19 protein-coding genes are annotated in these 19847 nt (G+C 69.9%); 6 read left to right on the forward strand and 13 right to left on the reverse strand.

Going from position 1 to position 19847, the window contains the following annotated elements; translation table 11 throughout:
* Together QMK24_RS05870 and QMK24_RS05875 are read right to left on the reverse strand one after the other, a co-directional pair.
* The coding region (locus tag QMK24_RS05870) for an ABC transporter ATP-binding protein (RefSeq protein ID WP_283464076.1) at positions 1–779 on the reverse strand (779 nt) is incomplete at its 3' end.
* Between the two features lie 65 nt (positions 780–844).
* Complete coding sequence (locus tag QMK24_RS05875; RefSeq protein WP_283464077.1) at positions 845–2065, reverse strand: NYN domain-containing protein; 1221 nt, start codon at positions 2063–2065, stop codon at positions 845–847.
* A gap of 211 nt (positions 2066–2276) precedes the next feature.
* Here QMK24_RS05875 and QMK24_RS05880 point away from each other — a divergent pair, with 211 nt between their 5' ends.
* The 4 genes from QMK24_RS05880 to QMK24_RS05895 all read left to right on the forward strand — a co-directional run bounded on the left by QMK24_RS05880 (position 2277) and on the right by QMK24_RS05895 (position 5660).
* Positions 2277–2441 (forward strand): hypothetical protein, encoded by a 165-nt coding sequence (locus tag QMK24_RS05880; RefSeq protein ID WP_283464078.1) that lies wholly within the window; start codon positions 2277–2279, stop codon positions 2439–2441.
* 333 nt (positions 2442–2774) lie between these two features.
* A complete protein-coding gene (locus QMK24_RS05885) occupies positions 2775–4091 on the forward strand; it encodes a DUF2252 domain-containing protein (protein ID WP_283464079.1) in 1317 nt (438 codons plus the stop codon).
* Between the two features lie 59 nt (positions 4092–4150).
* Complete coding sequence (locus QMK24_RS05890; RefSeq protein WP_283464080.1) at positions 4151–4813, forward strand: hypothetical protein; 663 nt, start codon at positions 4151–4153, stop codon at positions 4811–4813.
* Between the two features lie 46 nt (positions 4814–4859).
* The gene (locus QMK24_RS05895) at positions 4860–5660 is read left to right on the forward strand and encodes a thioredoxin domain-containing protein (RefSeq protein WP_283464081.1); all 801 of its coding nucleotides are present in this window, start codon (positions 4860–4862) and stop codon (positions 5658–5660) included.
* An 81-nt stretch (positions 5661–5741) separates the two neighbouring features.
* Here QMK24_RS05895 and QMK24_RS05900 read toward each other — a convergent pair whose 3' ends face one another.
* Complete coding sequence (locus QMK24_RS05900; RefSeq protein ID WP_283464082.1) at positions 5742–6356, reverse strand: dienelactone hydrolase family protein; 615 nt, start codon at positions 6354–6356, stop codon at positions 5742–5744.
* A gap of 51 nt (positions 6357–6407) precedes the next feature.
* Between QMK24_RS05900 and QMK24_RS05905 the strand changes: the two genes are divergently transcribed.
* Complete coding sequence (locus tag QMK24_RS05905) at positions 6408–7514, forward strand: mechanosensitive ion channel family protein (RefSeq protein ID WP_283464083.1); 1107 nt, start codon at positions 6408–6410, stop codon at positions 7512–7514.
* 173 nt (positions 7515–7687) lie between these two features.
* On the opposite strand, the gene QMK24_RS05910 is transcribed toward QMK24_RS05905, so the two are convergent.
* The 4 genes from QMK24_RS05910 to QMK24_RS05925 all read right to left on the reverse strand — a co-directional run bounded on the left by QMK24_RS05910 (position 7688) and on the right by QMK24_RS05925 (position 10489).
* Positions 7688–8098, reverse strand: coding sequence for a GNAT family N-acetyltransferase (locus QMK24_RS05910; RefSeq protein ID WP_283464084.1), 411 nt, complete (start codon positions 8096–8098; stop codon positions 7688–7690).
* A gap of 40 nt (positions 8099–8138) precedes the next feature.
* Complete coding sequence (locus QMK24_RS05915; RefSeq protein ID WP_283464085.1) at positions 8139–9080, reverse strand: RluA family pseudouridine synthase; 942 nt, start codon at positions 9078–9080, stop codon at positions 8139–8141.
* A 76-nt stretch (positions 9081–9156) separates the two neighbouring features.
* Positions 9157–9708, reverse strand: coding sequence for a signal peptidase II (lspA, locus tag QMK24_RS05920; RefSeq protein ID WP_283464274.1), 552 nt, complete (start codon positions 9706–9708; stop codon positions 9157–9159).
* A 133-nt stretch (positions 9709–9841) separates the two neighbouring features.
* On the reverse strand, positions 9842–10489 hold the full coding sequence (locus tag QMK24_RS05925) for a TraR/DksA family transcriptional regulator (RefSeq protein WP_283464086.1): 648 nt from the start codon (positions 10487–10489) through the stop codon (positions 9842–9844).
* Positions 10490–11057: 568 nt separating this feature from the next.
* Between QMK24_RS05925 and ileS the strand changes: the two genes are divergently transcribed.
* Positions 11058–14195: an isoleucine--tRNA ligase gene (gene ileS / locus QMK24_RS05930; protein WP_283464087.1), complete on the forward strand. Its 3138-nt coding sequence runs from the start codon at positions 11058–11060 to the stop codon at positions 14193–14195.
* Positions 14196–14392: 197 nt separating this feature from the next.
* Here ileS and QMK24_RS05935 read toward each other — a convergent pair whose 3' ends face one another.
* The 6 genes from QMK24_RS05935 to QMK24_RS05960 form a co-directional block, all read right to left on the reverse strand.
* Entirely contained in the window at positions 14393–15577 is a 1185-nt protein-coding gene (locus QMK24_RS05935; protein WP_283464088.1) for a DivIVA domain-containing protein, read from the reverse strand.
* 49 nt (positions 15578–15626) lie between these two features.
* Entirely contained in the window at positions 15627–15911 is a 285-nt protein-coding gene (locus QMK24_RS05940; RefSeq protein ID WP_283464089.1) for a YggT family protein, read from the reverse strand.
* Positions 15912–15984: 73 nt separating this feature from the next.
* A complete protein-coding gene (locus QMK24_RS05945) occupies positions 15985–16563 on the reverse strand; it encodes a cell division protein SepF (protein WP_283464090.1) in 579 nt (192 codons plus the stop codon).
* A gap of 64 nt (positions 16564–16627) precedes the next feature.
* Positions 16628–17347 carry a YggS family pyridoxal phosphate-dependent enzyme gene (locus QMK24_RS05950; RefSeq protein WP_283464275.1) on the reverse strand — a complete coding sequence of 240 codons (720 nt, stop codon included), beginning with the start codon at positions 17345–17347 and terminating at the stop codon, positions 16628–16630.
* Between the two features lie 232 nt (positions 17348–17579).
* Positions 17580–18803 carry a cell division protein FtsZ gene (gene ftsZ, locus QMK24_RS05955; RefSeq protein ID WP_283464091.1) on the reverse strand — a complete coding sequence of 408 codons (1224 nt, stop codon included), beginning with the start codon at positions 18801–18803 and terminating at the stop codon, positions 17580–17582.
* Between the two features lie 249 nt (positions 18804–19052).
* Complete coding sequence (locus QMK24_RS05960) at positions 19053–19835, reverse strand: cell division protein FtsQ/DivIB (RefSeq protein WP_283464092.1); 783 nt, start codon at positions 19833–19835, stop codon at positions 19053–19055.
* Positions 19836–19847 lie beyond the last annotated feature (12 nt).

The following is a 19847-nucleotide window of genomic DNA, read 5'->3' on the forward strand; positions in this document are numbered from 1 at the left end:
AGCCTGACCTCGTCCGCGACGAGCACCTTGAGTCCGGCCGGGGTGTCGCAGGCGATGACCCGTCCGCGGTCGATCACCGCGACGCGGTCGAGTACGGTCTCGGCCTCGATGACGTTGTGGGTGACCAGCACGACCGTGGCCCCGTGCTCGGCGCGGCGGCGGTCGACGGCCGCCCACACCGCCCGCCGGGCGACCGGGTCCATGCCGGCCGTCGGCTCGTCGAGCACCAGCACCGGCCGCTCCCCCACCAGCGTCGCGGCGAAGCACGCGAGGCGCCGCTGCCCGCCGGACAGCCGCTTGATGGCGCGCCCCGCCAGTTCGGTGAGCCCCAGTTCGTCCAGTACGGCGTCACGTTCCGCCCGTGCGGTGCGCGCGTCCAGGCCGCGCAGCCGGCCGGTGGTCTCGGCGGCGAGCGACACGGTCAGCTCGTCGAGGGCGGTGGATTCCTGCCCGAGGTAGCCGATCATCCGTGCGGCGCGTTCGGGGTGGCGTACGAGGTCGTGGCCGAGCATGTCGATGGCGCCGGAGTCCGGCCGCAGCAGTCCGGTGAGCTGGCGGACGAGGGTGGACTTCCCGGCGCCGTTGGGTCCGAGCAGGCCGAAGATCTCCCCGCGCCGGATGTCGAGGCCGATGCCGTCGCTCGCGCGGACAGCAGGGGTCGCGGCGCCTCGCCGGCCACGTCCGGCCGGATAGGTCTTGACCAGTCCGCGCACGGCGATCACCGCGTCGCGGGCGGTGGCGGCTGTGCTGGACGCCGCCTGCTCCGTGCCCGTACTCACGAGGATCGAGAGTACGCGCCGCGGAGCCGGGTCGCTGCCGCGGGTCCTCCACCGCCGGACAGGCCCTACTCCCCCGCCGGGGCGTGTTCGGCGACGGTGCGGGCGTCGACCTCGCGCCAGAAGCCGGCCCGGATGGCGTATCGGTCGTGCTCGTCGATCTGGTCGTCCTTGTGCGCCAGGAGCCCGAAGCGGGCGGCGTACCGCAGCAGCTCGCCGTCGATGCGGTGCGGAACGCGCGGGTAGTGGGTGGAGAGGGCCTGGAGGTGGGCGGCGTCGGTGAGACGGGCGATCCAGCGGCGGGCGAAGACCTGGCCGACCTCGAAGGGGTCGCCGCTCACGGCGGTGATGTCGGCCTCGCGGTCGGCCCAGCGCTGTTCTGCGCTGGTGAGCTGGGCGAGCGTCGGCAGCCCGCTGGTGTCCGGCACATCGGGGCCGTTGCCGGGGCCGCGTTCCGACCAGGTCTTGTCGGAGGACCAGCGGAGCGTGGCGTTGGGGACGGGGTGCGGGACCGGGGCCTGCTGCACCCGGCCGAGCCCCGCGAGGTCCTTGGGGGTGGGTACGCCCTTGGCCGCGGAAGCCGCGTCGGTGTGCTCGGGGTCGGCGGTCGCGGGGCCCGAGCCGTTCTTCGCGGCGTGCTCCTCGCCCGCGCCCGGGGAGCCCGTCGCCTCGGGCAGGGGCGCGGAGAGGATCGCCTGGATCTCGGGGCGCGGAGTGGGCGGCGCGCAGACGCCGGCGACCTCCCGGGCCCGGATCGCCCGGGTGATCCACTCGCGGTCCAGCACCCGGCGCTCATCGGCCTCGGCGACCAGGTCCTCGGACTGGTTGTAGTCCCCGTCGGCGGCCTGCACCGCCCACAGGTGGACGGCGACGCCGTGTTCCTTGGCGGACATCATCCCGGGCAGCAGGTCCCCGTCCCCGGTCACCAGCACCACATCGGAACAGGCCCGGTTGCGCGCGAGCTCGGATAGCTCGGCGTGCATGGCCGCGTCGACGCCCTTCTGGGCCCAGCGGCCGTCGGTGCGGGTCAGCGCGCCCAGCCGTACAGTGACGCGCGGCATGACGCGCAGCCGCCGGTGCTCCGGCTGCGGTACGCGGTCGGGAGCGCCGTCGAACCAGTAGATGCGCAGCAGCGGCTGGCCGGTCTCCAGTTCCGCGCGCTCGCGCAGGCCCGCGACCACCGCGGCGTGGTCGACGGTGATGCGGGACCGGGAGGGTTCACCCGCCAGAAGGCTTGCCGCGGCGCCCAGGAGATATCCGGCGTCCACCAGGACAACGCAGCGGTCCATGTTGCACCTCTTCCGGTCGTCCCCCGGCACGGATTTTCCCCGAGTCTGCCCCAATATCGGGGCGTTATAAGCCCGAACTCGATCATCGGCGTGGCGGTTTCCCGAAATTAAGGGGGTCTCCATCCATCCCCTGCCCGAAATGCGCGCTTCGTACTCACGTGCAAGCCTGATAGCGGTTCAAGGTCCGAGATCCCCTTTAGGAGGGACGACCGTGAGTAAGAACAAGAATCAGCGCCAGCGCGAGGGCCAGGAGAAGGAACGCAGCCAGGCCGCGGAGGCCCAGGAGCAGGCGAAGAGCACCGCCGCCCACGAGCAGGTACTCCCGACGTCGGAGCAGGTCTCGCGCCGGCAGCAGAAGAGGTTCGGCCACAACTGACCTCGGTCCGGCCGCCCGCGGCCGTCCGAGAGCGGTGGCACCCCCGGGTGCCACCGCTCTCATCCGCCCGGCCTTCGATTGCCGCTCGGTGAATTACCCGTCACCGAATATGCCGGACCCGAATATGCCCGGACCGCTCATCCCGGTACAGGTGCACAATGAATGCCGGTGCGCGGTGGTCCGCATCGGCATCGGGATTCGATCGTGCGTTCCCTATTTCCGGCGGCGGGCCGCGCAGGGCGCTCCGCCGTCCCGCCCCCACCGCCCGTGAGCGGTCCACGTAGGCTCGCCCGTTGACAGATCTCCGGCCCGAGCCCTGGGGGAACGCCAGCGATGCCCATCGCACACAGCACCGACGAGCAGCGCGGTGCGAAGATCCTCGACGTCTTCGGTACCGCCTTCGGCGAACTGCTGGCCGCCGATCCGGCCGCGTTCCGCGTGAAGTTCCGCAAGATGGCCGCCTCGGCGTTCGCCTTCTACCGGGGCACGGCCTGCCTGTTCTACGCCGATCTGGAGGACGGGAAGGACAGCGGCCCCTATGTGAACAAGCACACCGGCCGGGTCTGGATCCACGGCGACCTGCACGCCGAGAACTTCGGCACCTCGATGGACGCCAACGGCCGGCTGGTCTTCAACGTCAACGACTTCGACGAGGCGTACGTAGGACCGTTCACCTGGGACCTCAAGCGCTTCGCCGCCTCCGTCGCCCTCATCGGCTACACCAAGGCGCTCGGCGACGACACGATCACCGGCCTGGTGCGCACCTACGCCGCCGCCTACCGGGACCGCATCCGTGAGCTCGCCAAGGATGAGGGGCTTCCGCCGCTCACCCTGGACACCGCCGAGGGCCCGCTGCTCGGCGCGCTGCGCCACGCCCGCTCGCGGACCCGCGTCGGGCTGCTCGACTCCATGACCGAGGTCCGCGACTGGGACCGCCGCTTCCTTCCCGGCGGGGGCGCCATCGCGCTGGACGGCCCGACCCGCGACAAGGTGCTCGCCGCCTTCACGGCGTATCTGGAGACGCTCCCCGAGGCCAGCCGGATCCGCCCGGACAGCCACCGCGTCAAGGACGTCGTCGGCCGCCGCGGGATCGGCATCGGGAGCGCCGGGCTGCCCTCGTTCAATCTGCTGCTGGAGGGCAACACCGACGCGCTGGAGAACGACGTCGTGATCTACATGAAGCAGGGGCAGACCCCGGCAGTCTCCCGGCACGTCACCGACCACGCGGTCCGCGGCTACTTCCGGCACGAGGGCCACCGCACGGTGATCTCCCAGCGCGCCCTGCAGGCACACGCCGACCCGTGGCTGGGCTGGACCGAGCTGGACGGCGTCGGCCAGCTGGTCGCCGAGGTGTCCCCGTACGCGGTGGACCTGGACTGGTCGGACCTCGACGACCCGGCGCAGATCGAGGCCGTGGTCGCGGACCTGGGCCGGGCGACCGCCGCGATGCACGCCGCCGCGGACGACGAGAGCGGTCACTCGCTGGTGCCGTTCTCCACCGAGGACGCCATTGACGAGGCCATCGCGCGGGACGAGGAGGGCTTCACCGGAATGCTGGTGGACTTCGCGCACGGCTACGGCGCACGGGCCCGCGCCGATCACCAGATCTTCGTCGATCTGTTCCGCAATGGCCGGATCCCGGGACTCTAGTCACACAGGTTCGGCCCCTTTAGGTTCCACCTACTTATGGGCATGGCACACTCTCCGCCATGAAGGGCATACGACCACCGCTGAGGGCGCTGCGTGCAGCGCTCTTCGCGGCGTTGTGCGTCACTCTCTCCTCCACCTCCCACGTGCTGATGTCCCGTACGCCCCTGCCGCTCACCACGGTGGCGGGGGCCTACGGCGCCGTCTTCGCGCTGGCCTACGCGCTCGGCGGCCGGGAACGGGGCTTCTGGCCCATCGCCGGACTGCTGGTGCCGCTGGAACTGGCCGTGGACACGCTGTTCACCGCCGGTCAGCACACCTGCTACGGCCCCGGCGGCGGTCCGGTCACCGGCTCCTGGCGCTCCCTGAACGAGGCGCTGCTGTGCCACGGCGGCCAGGTCGGCGGCCCGCTGGCCGCTGTCCCCGGAGCGCCCGCCGCCACCGATCCGACGACCGGCCCGTGGCTACTGCTCGCGACGCACATCACCGTGGGCCTGCTCGCCTCCTGGTGGTTGCGGCGCGGCGAGGCCGGTCTGCAGCGCGTGCTGCGCGCGATGGCCGCCGCCGCGTTCCGCCCCCTGCTGATCGCGGTCGCCGCGCTGAGCACCCCGGCCACCCGGCCGCGGCTGCCCCGCTCACGGTCCGACCAGGACGCCCCGTCCCGGTCCCGGCCGCTTCTGCACTCCCTCGTACGGCGTGGTCCGCCGCCGCTGGTCGCCCACTGACCCGGTTCGTCCACCACCCACGTACTGACACGGAGACCCCATCACCATGAGCAGCAGAAACAGCCAGGCCAACAAGCAGGCAGCCCGCGAGCGGCTGCGCGCCGAGCGCGAGAAGCACGCGAAGAAGGCCAGGCTCAAGCGGCAGTTCCTCGTCGGCGGCGCGGTCATCGCGGCGATCGCGATAGCCGGCGGCGCGGCCGTGGCCGTCAACCAGATGAACAAGCCCGGCGAGTGGGAGGCCGCGGCCAAGAAGGCCCTCGTCAAGCCCGCCAACACCGCGGGCACCGACGGCACGGTGGTCGTCATCGGCGACCCGAAGAACAAGCACAACCTGGACGCCTACGAGGACATGCGCTGCCCGGTCTGCGCCTCCTTCGAGCAGGAGTCCGGCGCGGCCGTCCTGAAGGGCGCCACGGACGGCAAGTACAAGATCTCGTACACCATGGGCACCTTCCTCGACGGGAACGGCGGCACCGGCTCGAAGAACGCGCTGAGCGCGCTGGGCGCCGCGCTGAACGTCTCCACCGACGCGTTCATCCAGTACCACACCCTGCTGTACTCCAAGGATGTCCACCCGGCCGAGACCAAGGACGACTTCGGCAGCGACGACAAGCTGATCGAGCTGGCCCAGAAGGTCACCGCCCTCAAGGGCAACAAGACCTTCGAGGACGCCGTGAAGAACGGCACCTACGACAAGTGGGCGCTGACCATGAGCTCGAAGTTCAACGCCGCCAAGGACGTCACCGGCACCCCGACGGTCAAGCTCGACGGCAAGGCCATCGAGGTCATCAACAAGCCGTCGGCCACCGTCGTGGCCGCCATCGACAAGGCGATCAGCGGGAAGTGACACCCCATGCGGGGGGCGGCCGGCCGCGGTACCCGGCCGGCCCCCGCCGGACCGGCCCCCGGCCCGCCCCCAACGATCGCGTCAGCGATCGGCGTCGAGGTCCGCCAGGAAGTCCAGCACGACCGCCCAGGTGCGCTCCGCGGCCTCGGCGTCGTAGTCGTGCAGCTCGGGATCCGTGTAGAGGTGTCCGGCGCCCCGGTAGCGGTGCACCTCCACGTCGGCCCCCGCCTTGCGCATCCGCAGGTACCACGCGTTGAGCCAGTCCTCCGGCTCGAACGGATCGGGCTCGGCGACATGCAGCTGCACCGGGATCCCGGTCGCGGCGTCGTCCGCGATGTCCGACGTGCCGTGCAGGAGCAGCAGTCCGCGGGCCTTCTCATCGCCCAGTGCGAGCGTCTGCGCGATGGAGCCGCCGAGCGAGAAGCCCGCGTAGACCAGCCCCTGGTCGGAGTACGGGGCCGCGGCGGCGACCGCCCGCTGGAGGAGTTCCTCGCGGCCGATCCCGTCCTTGATCCTCATGCCCTCCTCCACGGAGTCGGCCGTCCGGCCGTCGTAGAGGTCGGGGATGTGCACCTCGTGCCCGGCGGCACGCAGGAGCTCGGCGGCCGCTCGCACGGCGGGCCGCAGCCCGTAGGCCGAGTGGAACATCACGATATTCACGGGGCTGCCTTCACTCGCGGTCGGGTACGCGTCCATGGTGCCAGCTACCGTCGGAGGACACGGCGTGCAAAGGGAGCCCAGGTGGACATGGAGAACGTACTGCGGCCGGTGACCGTCGTCGGCACGGCGGTTTTGGTGACCCTGGTGGTCGGCTGGGCCGTGGACACGGTCCTGCGCACGGTCGACGCCCGGCATACCGAAACCCCGCTGTGGGGCCTGCTGCGCCGCTGCCGGATCCCGTTCCAGCTGGTCCTGTGCACGGCGCTGCTGCGCGCCTCGTACCGGGCGGCACATCTCGCCAAGGACCATACGGCGGCGGTCGGCCAGATCTTGAACCTGGTGCTGATCGGCGCCTGCGCCTGGCTGGCGGTGCGGGTCGCGTCGGCGCTCGTGGACGCCTCGTACGACCGGTACGCCTCGAACGCGAACAATGCGGCCAGGGTCCGGCGGGTCCGCACCCAGGTGACGCTGATCCAGCGGGTCGTGACCGCGGTCGTGGTGGTGGTGGCCATCGCCTCGATGCTGTTCACGTTTCCCGAGATGCGCGCGGTCGGCGCGTCGGTGCTCGCCTCGGCCGGGATCATCGGCATCGTCGCGGGTGTCGCGGCCCAGTCCACGCTGGGCAATCTGTTCGCGGGGCTGCAGATCGCCTTCGGCGACATGGTGCGGATCGGCGACACCGTGGTGGTCGACCGCGAGTGGGGCACGGTCGAGGAGATCACCCTCACCTATCTGACCGTGCGCACCTGGGACGAGCGCCGGATCACGATGCCTGTGTCGTATTTCACCAGCAAGCCGTTCGAGAACTGGTCGCGCGGCGACCCGATGATGACCGGCACGGTCTTCTTCCACCTGGACCACTCGGCGCCGATCGACCTGATGCGCGAGCGGCTGCACCTGGTGCTCAAGGAGTGCGAGCAGTGGGACCGGCGGGCCTGGGGCCTGGTCGTCATCGACACCACGCCGACGACCATCCAGGTGCGGGCGCTGGTCACCGCCAAGGACGCGGACGACATCTTCACGCTGCGCTGCGTCGTCCGCGAGCAGCTCTTGGACTGGGTGCGCCGCGAGCACCCGTACGCGCTGCCGCGGATCAACACCGCGCCCGCGCCCGGCCTGGACGCGGAACCGCCGCATCCGCCGGCCGCCCCGCCCACCTCGGACGACATCGGCCCGGGTCCGGGGGCGCGGTAGCGCCAAGGCCGGCGGCGGGGCCGCTCAGCCTGCCACGCGGCTCCACGCGGGCCCGCACAAACCGCCGGGCGCGCCGGATGTCGGCCCCGGCACCGGGGCTCGGCGCCGGAGTTCAGCGCGGAAGCGCACCGCGAGAGCTCAGCGCAACAGTGCACACCGCGAGAGCCAAGAGCTCAGCGCAGCGGTCGCCGCATGGCGCGGTGGGCGATACCCGCGTCGGGGAACTCCGGCCCGTACGCCGCGTAGCCCAGCCGCTCGTAGAAGGCGATCGCGTGCACCTGGGCCTCCAGGTAGACACCGGCGAGGCCGAGCCGGCGGGCCTCGTCCTCCAGCGCGGTGACCAGCCGGGCGCCGACGCCGGTGCCGCGGGCCGGTTTGAGCACGGCGAGCCGGCCGAGCACCGCTGTCACGGGGTCGCCGCCGTTCTTCGCGGCGGCGTCGGTACCGAGCAGCAGCCGCCCGGTACCGGCATCAGGGGCCAGCGCATGGACGGCGCCGTCGTCCTTGCCGTCCCACTCCGACTCCGCGGGGACGTTCTGTTCGACGACGAAGACCTGGTGGCGGATGGCGTGCACAGCCGCCATGCCCTCGGTGTCATCGGACCGGACGACCCGGACGGGCAGTTCACGCACTGTCGGCCCGCACGGTGTCCAGGGCGTGCTGGAGGTCGTCGGCGTACGGGCTCTCGAACTCCACCCACTGGCCGTCCGAGGGGTGCTCGAAGCCGAGCTTGACCGCGTGCAGCCACTGCCGGCTCAGGCCCAGCCGCTTGGACAGCGTCGGGTCGGCACCGTAGGTGAGGTCGCCGACGCAGGGGTGGCGGTGGGCGGACATGTGCACCCGGATCTGGTGGGTGCGGCCGGTCTCCAGCTTGATGTCGAGCAGGCTGGCGTGCCGGAACGCCTCGATGAGGTCGTAGTGGGTGACGCTGGGCTTGCCCTCGGCGATCACGGCCCACTTGTAGTCGTGGGTCGGGTGCCGGCCGATCGGCGCGTCGATGGTGCCGCTCATCGGGTCCGGGTGTCCCTGGACCAGGGCGTGGTACCGCTTGTCGACCACACGCTCCCGGAACTGCTGCTTGAGCAGGGTGTACGCGCGCTCGGACTTCGCGACGACCATCAGCCCGGAGGTGCCGACGTCGAGGCGGTGCACGATGCCCTGGCGCTCGGCGGCGCCGGAGGTGGAGATGCGGTAGCCGGCCGCGGCGAGGCCGCCGATGACGGTGGTGCCGGTCCAGCCGGGGCTGGGGTGCGCGGCCACGCCGACCGGCTTGGAGATCACCACGATGTCGTCGTCGTCATGGATGATCTCCATGCCCTCGACGGCTTCGGCCACGATCTGTACGGGCGCGGCCGGCGCGGGCAGCTCGACCTCCAGCCAGGCTCCGCCGTGCACCCGGTCGGACTTCATCGCGGGGCTGCCGTCGATGGAGACCTTCCCCGAAGCAGCCAGCTCCGCCGCCTTGGTGCGCGAAAAGCCGAACATACGCGCGATGGCGGCGTCGACGCGCTCGCCTTCTAGGCCGTCGGGAACGGGCAGGGTCCGGGTCTCGGGATGGGTGCTCACCTGATCGAGTATGACGGACAACGGTGGCAGCTCCGTCCCGGCGGCTCAGCCCGGCAGCCCGGCAGCCCGGCCCGGCTCAGTCCCGGTGGACGGTGCCGTCCGGGTCCAGGCCGCGGAAGGACAGCAGCACGATCAGGACGCCGCCGCAGACGATCGCGGAGTCGGCGAGGTTGAAGACCGCGAAGTGGGCGGGTGCGATGAAGTCCACCACATGCCCCTCCAGAAAGCCCGGCGCCCGGAAGACCCGGTCCGTGAGGTTGCCGAACGCGCCGCCCAGCAACAGCCCGAGCGCGATCGCCCAGGGCAGGCTGTAGAGCTTGCGCGCCAGCCGGGCGATCACCACGATCACACCGGCCGCGATGATCGTGAAGATGATCGTCATGCCCTGGCCGAGGCCGAAGGCCGCGCCCCCGTTGCGGACCGCCTCGAGCCGCAGCCAGCTGCCGAGCAGGTTGATCGGGGCGTCCCGGTGCTCGAGGCTGGTCACCACCCAGAGCTTGGACAGCAGGTCCAGGGCGTAGGCCAGCGCCGCCACCCCGAGCAGGATGGCGATGCGCCGCTTGCCCTTGGGAGCGGGAATCGGCGCCTCCTCGGGAGCGCCGGCCGCCGCCGCGTCCTGTTCCTCGATGCCGTGCTCCGCTTCCGTCACGTGAGTCCCTCAGCCCTTGTGCAGCCTGTGCGCGCCAGGCCGGATCCTGGCTGATGACGAGGGTACGGCACACCCGTACGAGGGGGTCCCCCCAGCCGAAGGCAGGGGGAGGTCAGCGGCGCTCCTGCCGTTGCTTGCAGTCGATGCACAGTGTGGCCCGCGGGAACGCCTGCATCCGTGCCTTGCCGATCGGGTTGCCGCACGATTCGCAGCGGCCGTATGTGCCCTCATCGAGCCGTTCCAGGGCGTGCTCGGTCTGGGCGAGCATCTCGCGGGCGGTCGCGGCCAGCGACATCTCGTGCTCGCGGGTGATGTTCTTGGTGCCGGTATCGGCGTCGTCGTCTCCGGCGCCGCCACCGGAATCGCGCAGCAGCCCGGCGACCGACGCCTCGGAGGAGATGATCTCGGAGCGCAGCCGGCCGGCCTCCGAGAGCAGCTCGGCGCGGGCCTCCTTCACCTCTTCCGGGGACCAGGGCTCCTCACCGGGCCGTACGGGGAGCGCGGCGGGCTCCGTGGCCGCCCGGGAAGCGGGAACCGCGGACGCACCGGACGCGACCGTACCGGCCGCGGTCTTCTTAGCAACCACCTTTTTGGCTCCCGTCTTCTTCACTACCGCGGTCTTCTTCGCCGCGGTCTTCTTCGCCACGACCTTCTTCGCCACGACCTTCTTGACAGCCTTCTTGGCGACAGCCTTCTTGGCGACTTGGGCCGCCTTCTTCGCCGGTGTCGTCTTTTTGGCGGCGGTCTTCTTCACGACCATGGCCGCGACCCCTTCACATATTGTGATCTTGCTCGCGAATCGTGCCGGAACGGTAAAACGGCTCCGGACCCTCGGCAACGGGGCGCGCCGCCTGATCCACCCGCCGGGCCCGCTGGGCAGGCAGGTCTGCATCCTGTGTGCCCAGCTGTTCCACCAGGTATTCCGGTATTCACGCGTAGTGACGCCGTACGGCCGGACTTCGGTTGTCGTCATCAGGCCATTCGGGTCAGCCGGGACCGGGCCGCGACCCGGCGGAACCGGGCCGACAGGGCGGGCCCGTCCCCGTACACTGGGCGAAGCGAAAGGCGTGGAAAGGGACGAGTAGCGCCGCACGCAGCCAAGAGCGACCCGGGGACGGTGGAAGCCCGGGGGTGTGCGCGACGCGAAGATCACCCCGGAGCCGCCGGAGGAAAGCCGTAAGGCGAGTAGAACCGGCATCGCGTCCCCAATCGAGGGGGTCCAGGACGCGCCGCGTCCCGGGCCAAGGAGGGTGGTACCGCGGGGGCCCGGGCTCTCGTCCCTTCGACGGAACACGGAATACGTGACATGCCCGCCGGAGGCACCACCGATGACGCCGCAGTACCGCCAGGTACCCGCCCAGGTCGACCTGCCCGCTCTCGAGCACGAGGTGCTCGGCTTCTGGAGCGAGAACAAGATCTTCGCCCGCTCCCTCGAGCAGTCCGAGGGCCTGCCCGAATGGGTCTTCTACGAGGGCCCGCCGACCGCCAACGGCATGCCGGGCGCGCACCACATCGAGGCCCGCGTCTTCAAGGACGTCTTCCCGCGCTTCAAGACCATGCAGGGCCACCATGTGACCCGTAAGGCCGGCTGGGACTGCCACGGACTGCCGGTCGAGCTCGCGGTCGAGAAGGAGCTCGGCTTCTCCGGCAAGCAGGACATCGAGACCTACGGCATCGCCGAGTTCAACGCGAAGTGCCGCGAGTCCGTGACCCGTCACACCGACGCCTTCACCGAGCTCACGACCCGGATGGGCTACTGGGTCGACCTGGACGACGCCTACCGCACCATGGACTCCGCCTACATCGAATCCGTCTGGTGGTCGCTCCAGCAGATCTTCGACAAGGGCCTGCTCACCCAGGACCACCGTGTCGCCCCCTGGTGCCCCCGCTGCGGCACCGGCCTGTCCGACCACGAGCTTGCGCAGGGCTACGAGACGGTCGTCGACCCCTCCGTCTTCGTCCGCTTCCCGCTGACCTCGGGCCCGCTCGCGGGCGAGGCCGCGCTCCTCGTCTGGACGACCACCCCCTGGACCCTGGTCTCCAACACCGCCGTCGCGACGCACCCCGCCGTCACGTACGTCGTGGCGACCGACGGCAACGAGAAGCTGGTGGTCGCCGAGCCCCTCCTCGCCAAGGCCCTCGGCGAGGGCTGGACCGCCACCGGCGTCAGCTTCACCGGCGCCGAGATGGAGCGCTGGACCTACGAGCGTCCCTTCTCCTTCGTCGAGATCCCGGACGCCCACTACATCGTCAACGCCGACTACGTCACCACCGAGGACGGCACCGGTCTGGTCCACCAGTCCCCCGCCTTCGGCGAGGACGACCTCAAGGTCTGCCGCGCCTACGGCCTCCCCGTGGTGAACCCGGTCCGCCCCGACGGCACCTTCGAACCGGAGGTCCCGCTGGTCGGCGGCGAATTCTTCAAGAAGGCCGACGAAAAGCTCGTCACCGAACTCCAGACGACCGGCAAGCTCTTCCGCCACGTGCCGTACGAGCACAGCTACCCGCACTGCTGGCGCTGCCACACCGCGCTGCTCTACTACGCGCAGCCCTCCTGGTACATCCGCACCACCGCCGTCAAGGAGGCGATGCTGCGCGAGAACGAGAAGACCAACTGGTACCCGGAATCGGTCAAGCAGGGCCGCTTCGGCGACTGGCTGAACAACAACGTCGACTGGGCCCTCTCGCGCAACCGCTACTGGGGCACGCCGCTGCCCATCTGGCGCTGTGAGGAGAACCACCTCACGTGCGTAGGCTCCCTCACCCAGCTCTCCGAGCTCACGAACACCGATCAGTCCAACCTGGACCCGCACCGCCCGTACATCGACGACATCACGTTCCCCTGCACCACCGACGGCTGCGGGCTCACCGCCACCCGGGTCCCCGAGGTCATCGACGCCTGGTACGACTCGGGGTCAATGCCCTTCGCCCAGCACGGCTATCCGTACCGCAACAAGGAAGCCTTCGAGAAGAGCTACCCCGCGCAGTTCATCTCCGAGGCGATCGACCAGACCCGCGGCTGGTTCTACACGCTGATGGCCGTCGGCACTCTGGTCTTCGACCGGTCCGCCTACGAGAACGTGGTCTGCCTCGGCCACATCCTCGCCGAGGACGGCCGCAAGATGTCCAAGCACCTGGGCAACATCCTGCAGCCCATCCCGCTCATGGACCAGCACGGCGCCGACGCCGTCCGCTGGTTCATGGCGGCCGGCGGCTCCCCCTGGTCCGCCCGCCGGGTCGGCCACGGCACGATCCAGGAAGTGGTCCGCAAGACCCTCCTGACCTACTGGAACACCGTCGCCTTCCAGGCCCTGTACGCCCGCACCGCCGGCTGGACGCCCAGCGCGAGCGACCCGGCCCCAGCCGACCGCCCGGTACTCGACCGCTGGCTCCTGGGCGAACTCCACACCCTCACCCGCGACGTCACCGAATCCCTGGAGTCCTACGACACCCAGCGCGCGGGCAAGCTGCTCTCCTCCTTCATCGACGACCTGTCCAACTGGTACGTCCGCCGCTCGCGCCGCCGCTTCTGGCAGGGTGACCCGGCCGCCCTGGCGACCCTCCACGAGGTCATCGAAACCACCACCCGCCTGATGGCCCCCCTCACCCCGTTCATCACCGAGCGGGTCTGGCAGGACCTCGTCGTCCCGGTCACCCCGAACGCCCCGGACTCCGTCCACCTCGCCTCGTGGCCGGCCGCCGACGAATCCGCGATCAACCCCGTCCTGTCCGAGCAGATGCTGCTGGTCCGCCGCCTGGTGGAACTCGGCCGCGCCACCCGCGCCGAATCCGGCGTCAAGACCCGCCAGCCGCTGTCCCGCGCCCTGGTGGCAGCAGCCGGCTTCGACACGTTGGACCCGGCCCTGCACACCCAGATCACCGAGGAACTCAACGTCCTCTCCCTCGCCTCGCTCTCCGAGGTCGGCGGATCGCTGGTCGACACCACGGCCAAGGCCAACTTCCGGGCCCTGGGCAAGCGCTTCGGCAAGGGCGTCCAAGAGGCCGCGAAGGCCATCGCGGCCACCGACGCTGCAGCACTCTCCGCGGCCCTGCGCGACGGCACGGCCTCCATCGAGGTCAACGGCGAACAGATCCCGCTCTCCCCGGACGAAGTGATCATCACCGAGACCCCGCGCGAGGGCTGGTCCGTGGCCTCCGACTCCGGCGCCACCGTGGCCCTGGACCTGAAGATCACCCCGGAACTCCGCCTGGCGGGACTGGCCCGCGACGCGATCCGCCTCATCCAGGAGGCGCGCAAGAACTCCGGCCTCGACGTCGCCGACCGCATCGCCGTCCGCTGGCAGTCCAAGGACGAGGCCCTCACCAAGGCCCTGACCGAACACACCACCCTCATCGCCGACGAGGTCCTAGCCACCGACTTCGCCTCCGGCGAGGCCGACACCACCTACGGTGAGCCCTTCACGGACGAGCCCCTGGGCCTGACCTTCCACCTCCGCAAGCAGTAAGAACCACGAAGGCCGCTGTCCCCCCACACCAGGCGGGACGGCGGCCTTCGCTGTGTGCCGGACCAGACCACCGTCAGGCCCCTCCGGAGAGCCCGGCCCCGTAGCCACCCACCACCCCGCACCGACCAAAAAACGGGCCGGGCCCCAGAGGAAGCGATTCCCCAGGGGCCCGGCCCGTAAAGCGACAAGCGACCGACTTAGTTGTCGTCCTCGTCAATCAGGAACCCACGCATCGGCGTAGGCGCCTGCTGCAACGGCTGCGGGCTCTGCGGCCGCACCGGAGCCATCGGCTGCGTCATGGCAGGAGACATCTGCTGCTGGCCGCCATACGTCGGGTTCGGGCCGCTGTGACCCATCCCCTGGTTGCCGTACGACGGGTTCTGACCGCTGTGTCCCATGGCACCGGCACCGGCCGGAGCCATGCCACCGCCCATGGAGCCACTCATCGTGCCGCCCATGGAGGACGTGGCGGGAAGTGACGCGGTCGCCGGCGTACGCGGCGGAGCCAGCGAGTCGTCGGCCTGGGTCTCCAGCTGGCGCAGCTGGCTCTCCAGGTACGACTTCAGACGGGTCCGGTACTCGCGCTCGAAGCCGCGCAGGTCCTCGACCTTGCGCTCCAGCGTGGCGCGCGCGGACTCCAGGGAGCCCATCGCGACGCGGTGCTTCTCCTGCGCGTCCCGCTCCAGGGCGTCAGCCTTGGAGCGGGCATCCCGCTCCAGTCCCTCGGCACGGCTGCGTGCCTCGCCGACGATCTTGTTGGCCTCGGAACGGGCCTCCGCGATCGCCTGGTCGGCGGTCTGCTGCGCCAGCGAGAGAACCCGGGCGGCGCTGTCGCCACCGGGCGACTGCTGCTGCATGGGGTGACCCTGCTGCTGCATCGGATGCTGCTGCTGCATGGGGTGCTGCTGCTGCATCGGGTGCTGCTGGCCCATCGGGCCCTGACCCATCGGACCCTGACCCATGGGGCCCTGGCCCATCGGACCCTGACCCTGTCCCATCGGACCCTGTCCCATCGGACCGGGACCGTGCTGCTGGGCGCTCGGCCCGGCAGGCAGCTGCAGCGCACCGGACTGCTGCTGGGGCTGACCCATCTGCTGGGGCGGGCCCATCTGCTGGGGCGGCACCGGCTGCGGACCGGATATGGCCGCAGGGACCGGGCGGTCCTGCTGTTCGGGCTTGCGCATGCCCTGCTGTTGGTTCTGGGCGGCGGCTCGGGTGGCCGCGGCCAGTTTGGCGCGCAGGTCCTCGTTTTCTCGCAGGAGCCTGGTCAGCTCGCCCTCGACCTCATCCAGGAAGGCGTCGACCTCGTCCTCGTCATAGCCTTCTCGGAGGCGGACGGTCGTGAACTGCTTGTTCCGCACGTCCTCGGGGGTCAGCGGCATCTCTTCACCTCAACGTGATCGTCGACATATCGGGAGTCCGCATCGTTCATCACAGACTCCCGACAACGCGGAGCAGGATGAGCACGATGATCATCAATACGAAGAAGGACAGGTCGAGCGCCACGCCCCCGAGACGCAGCGGCGGAATGAACCGCCGCAGAAGCTTGAGTGGCGGATCGGTGACAGTGTAGGCGGCCTCAAGGACCACCACCATCGGCTTCCCAGGTTGCCATGAGCGCGCGAACTGGAAGACGTAATCCATCACCAACCGGAAGATCAGCACGATCAGGAAGCACATCAGCACGATGTAGAGCACCTGTAGTGCGTAGCTCATCGCGCTTCCCTCTCCCCTGCTCGCCTTCGGCCTGGTGGCCGGATTCCTCGGTTGTTCCTCGGTTGCGTGGTACTCAGCTCTGGTTGAAGAACCCGCCCTCGGCGATGCGGGCCTTGTCCTCCGCCGTGACATCGACGTTAGCAGGCGACAGCAGGAACACCTTCTGCGTCACCCGCTCGATGCTGCCGTGGAGGCCGAACACCAGACCTGCGGCGAAGTCGACAAGACGCTTTGCGTCCGTGTCGTCCATCTCCGTCAGATTCATGATCACCGGTGTGCCCTCGCGGAAGTGTTCCCCGATGGTACGGGCTTCGTTGTACGTGCGGGGGTGAAGTGTGGTGATCCGGTAGGGCTCACGCTCGGACACGACCTTGGGCATGATCACCGGTGCGTTCTTCTCCAGGCTGTGACGTTCGGGTGTGATGGATGCCACTGGGGCGATCCGCGGTTCACGGGGCGCCGGCGCATGGACGAGACGTGCCGGTTCGTCCTGTTGTGGCTGGTGCTGGCTGTGCTGGCTGCGTGGCCTGTGGTTGCGCTCAGGCTCCGGCTCGGGTTCGAACTCGTCATCGGGATCGAACCCCGGGCCGTCGTACCCGTCGTCCTCCACGAGGCCGAGGTAGACCGCCATCTTGCGCATCGCGCCGGCCATGCTCTGCGTCCTCTCAGCGGGGAAAGACCATATTTATTGCTGTGGTCCGACTTGTTTGGTGACGTTACCGGAGCCCGGGACGGACTCCGAGTACCGCAGTACCGACGCGTACATGTGTCGCTCCCGCCGCGACCGCCTGCTCAAGGTCGGCGCTCATCCCTGCCGAGACCATGGTGGCAGCCGGATGGGCCGCGCGCAGGCCGGATGCGATTTCCGCCAGCCGATCGAAGGCGGCACGGGGTTGCCCCTGGTACGGGCCCGCGAGCGGCGCCACGGTCATCAGCCCGTCGAACCTGAGGCCCGGTGCGGCGGCGAGCGCGTCGGCGAGGCCCTCGACGGCATCGGGGGCGGCTCCGCCCCTGCTGTCCCGGGTCCCTGACTCCGCGTCAAGGGCCACCTGGACCAGGCAGCCCACCTCGCGTCCCGCGGCGACGGCCGCGGCCGACAGGGCGCCGACCAGCCGGAGCCGGTCGACGGAGTGCACGATATCGGCGTAACTGACCACGGAACGTACCTTATTGGTCTGCAACTGGCCCACGAAATGCCAGCTGAGCGGCAGGTCTGCGCAGGCCGCGGCCTTCGGGGCGGCATCCTGGTCGCGGTTCTCCGCGACATGCCGGACGCCGAGTTCCGAAAGAATCCGCACATCGTCGGCGGGGTAGGTCTTGGTGACCACGATCAGGGTCACGTCCTTGCGATCGCGTCCCGCCGTCTCGCAGGCGGCGGCGATGCGCTCCTCGACCCGGGCCAGATTCGCGGCCAGTTGGGCCTTCCGCTCCGTCACTGCCTCGCTCACGATCCTTCATTCAAACCGATGGTACGAACATGGGATATCTCACCCATGTTCGCCGTGAACCGGGCGAGTTGGGCGGATACGAGCGAACGGCGCTCACCGCGCCGCGGCCCGAGGGCCGAGACGAAGTGCGCGCCGTTCACCACGGGACTGCGCCCGGTCACTTCCAGTAGATCACTGGGATCACTTCAGCGGAAAGAAGGTCGCTTCAGGTCGCTTCAGGTCACTTCAGAAAATCGGGTACGTCGAGCTCCTCGGCCGCGGAGTCCTGGTAGGGACGGGCCGGCGGCACGTGCGGCGGGGCGATGGGGCTCGGCGGGACCTCGGCGACCGGCTCCGGCTCCTCTGCGCGCACCGGCACACTGCCGAGACCGCTGTAGGAGGTCGGGCGCGGGGCCTCGGCCTGGCTGCCGACCCGGGCGGGGCCGGAGGAGGCGGGCGTCTCCTCGCGGCCGCTGTACGCGCCGAGCACCTTGTCGCGGTTGCCCTTGGGCGGCGGCTGGCCGCCGTCGAAGCCGGCCGCGATGACAGTGACCCGGACCTCGTCGCCGAGCGCGTCATCAATGACCGCACCGAAGATGATGTTGGCTTCGGGGTGCGCGGCCTCGGCCACCAGCTGTGCCGACTCGTTGATCTCGAACAGGCCGAGGTCGGAGCCGCCGGAGATGGAGAGCAGGACGCCGCGGGCGCCGTCGATGGAGGCTTCGAGCAGCGGCGAGGAGATGGCCATCTCCGCTGCCGCGACCGCGCGGTCGTCGCCGCGGGCCGACCCGATGCCCATCAGGGCGGAACCGGCTTCGGACATCACGGACTTCACGTCGGCGAAGTCCAGGTTGATCAGGCCCGGGGTGGTGATGAGGTCGGTGATCCCCTGCACGCCGGACAGCAGCACCTGGTCGGCGGACCGGAACGCGTCGAGCACGCTGACCTGGCGGTCCGAGATGGACAGCAACCGGTCGTTGGGGATGACGATGAGGGTGTCGACATTCTCGCGCAGGCCGGCGATGCCGTCCTCGGCCTGGTTCGCGCGGCGGCGGCCCTCGAAGGTGAACGGCCTGGTGACCACACCGATCGTCAGGGCGCCCAGCGAACGGGCGATGTGGGCGACCACGGGCGCGCCGCCGGTGCCGGTGCCGCCGCCCTCGCCCGCGGTGACGAAGACCATGTCGGCGCCCTTGAGCACCTCTTCGATCTCTTCGCGGTGGTCCTCGGCGGCCTTGCGGCCGACATCGGGGTTCGCGCCGGCGCCGAGGCCGCGAGTGAGTTCGCGGCCGACGTCGAGCTTGACGTCGGCGTCGCTCATCAGAAGGGCCTGCGCATCGGTGTTGATCGCGATGAACTCGACGCCCTTGAGACCGACCTCGATCATCCGGTTGATGGCATTGACGCCACCGCCGCCGATTCCGACGACCTTGATGACTGCGAGGTAGTTCTGCGGTGCTGCCACGTCGAAGGCCTCTCGCCTCGAGTTACGTATGCCTGTGGGACGGTCGGTACGTTCGCCGGTGCTGCCCCGAACCCTAACGCTGAGGTTTAGGGTTACCAGTATGCCTGTCCCATGCGTTCCTTGGGACAGGACACTAAGTCGACAAGCGGTGTGCGTTCAACGAACACGCCGAACCTCCCGTTTTTCTTTTGACCTTATGTGATCACGGCCCGCTCGGGCGAACCAGGGGGCAAACCCGGATACTCATCGTCAACTTCCCGATGCCGCAGGGGCGCTGGGAGCGCTTACATCGAATCTGCCGGCGTTTTTCGCCGCCTTCATCAGAGCGGTGAGCACCGCGGCCTTCTCCGAACCGTGTTCCGCGCTCCCCCACACCACCGTCCGGCCGCCGGACAGTTCGACGGTGACGCTGTCATAGGACCGCATGCGGATGACACGGGCATCCCTGCGAACGGAATCGGGGAGACTCGACGACACTTCGACGGCCGCCCGCAGCAGGTTCTTAGTTCCGAAGTGGAGAAGGCTCGGAGACTGATCGGGAGTCAATTCCACGAGAGGAACACCGGCGGGCGAGGTGTCGACGGTGGCGAAACGCACGCCTTCCGCGTCCACTTCGATGAACTTTCCGCCGCTCTTCAGAACGGCGGAGGGTGTTCTCTCGGTCACTTTCAGACCGATGGTGTGCGGCCAGTCGCGTTCGACGGTCACCTTGTCGATACGCGGCAGGGCCGCCAGCAGCCGGCGTTCGACCGCGCCGGTGTCGACCGAGGCGAGCGGTCCCCTGAGCGGCACGGCTGCGGTGGCCCGCACCTGTTCGGGGGTGAGCACCCTGGTGCCGCTCACCGTGACGCGCTGCGCGCTCAGCCAGGACGAGCCGTAGACCAGCCATGTCCCGGCGACGGCCAGCACAGTGGCCACGATGAGCAGGATCAGCACGGCGCGGCGCGCGCGCTTGCGGCGGGCGGGCGTGCGACGCGCGGGAGCGGCCGGCTCCGCCTTCTCACCGCGCTCGGCGGTCGTCGGTCCTGCCATGCGTTCGCCCCT

The organism is Streptomyces sp. PH10-H1 (genome assembly GCF_030063355.1).
Lineage (GTDB): Bacteria > Actinomycetota > Actinomycetes > Streptomycetales > Streptomycetaceae > Actinacidiphila.

Excerpts from the sequence above, each read along its gene's own strand:
- QMK24_RS05890 (WP_283464080.1), top strand. The coding sequence starts at position 4,151 with ATGAAGGGCATACGACCACCGCTGAGGGCGCTGCGTGCAGCGCTCTTC.
- ileS (WP_283464087.1), top strand. The coding sequence starts at position 11,058 with ATGACGCCGCAGTACCGCCAGGTACCCGCCCAGGTCGACCTGCCCGCT.
- QMK24_RS05935 (WP_283464088.1), bottom strand. The coding sequence starts at position 15,577 with ATGCCGCTGACCCCCGAGGACGTGCGGAACAAGCAGTTCACGACCGTC.
- QMK24_RS05885 (WP_283464079.1), top strand. The coding sequence starts at position 2,775 with ATGCCCATCGCACACAGCACCGACGAGCAGCGCGGTGCGAAGATCCTC.
- QMK24_RS05905 (WP_283464083.1), top strand. The coding sequence starts at position 6,408 with ATGGAGAACGTACTGCGGCCGGTGACCGTCGTCGGCACGGCGGTTTTG.
- QMK24_RS05900 (WP_283464082.1), bottom strand. The coding sequence starts at position 6,356 with ATGGACGCGTACCCGACCGCGAGTGAAGGCAGCCCCGTGAATATCGTG.
- QMK24_RS05925 (WP_283464086.1), bottom strand. The coding sequence starts at position 10,489 with ATGGTCGTGAAGAAGACCGCCGCCAAAAAGACGACACCGGCGAAGAAG.
- QMK24_RS05875 (WP_283464077.1), bottom strand. The coding sequence starts at position 2,065 with ATGGACCGCTGCGTTGTCCTGGTGGACGCCGGATATCTCCTGGGCGCC.
- QMK24_RS05945 (WP_283464090.1), bottom strand. The coding sequence starts at position 16,563 with ATGGCCGGCGCGATGCGCAAGATGGCGGTCTACCTCGGCCTCGTGGAG.
- QMK24_RS05960 (WP_283464092.1), bottom strand. The coding sequence starts at position 19,835 with ATGGCAGGACCGACGACCGCCGAGCGCGGTGAGAAGGCGGAGCCGGCC.
- QMK24_RS05895 (WP_283464081.1), top strand. The coding sequence starts at position 4,860 with ATGAGCAGCAGAAACAGCCAGGCCAACAAGCAGGCAGCCCGCGAGCGG.
- QMK24_RS05910 (WP_283464084.1), bottom strand. The coding sequence starts at position 8,098 with ATGGCGGCTGTGCACGCCATCCGCCACCAGGTCTTCGTCGTCGAACAG.
- QMK24_RS05940 (WP_283464089.1), bottom strand. The coding sequence starts at position 15,911 with ATGAGCTACGCACTACAGGTGCTCTACATCGTGCTGATGTGCTTCCTG.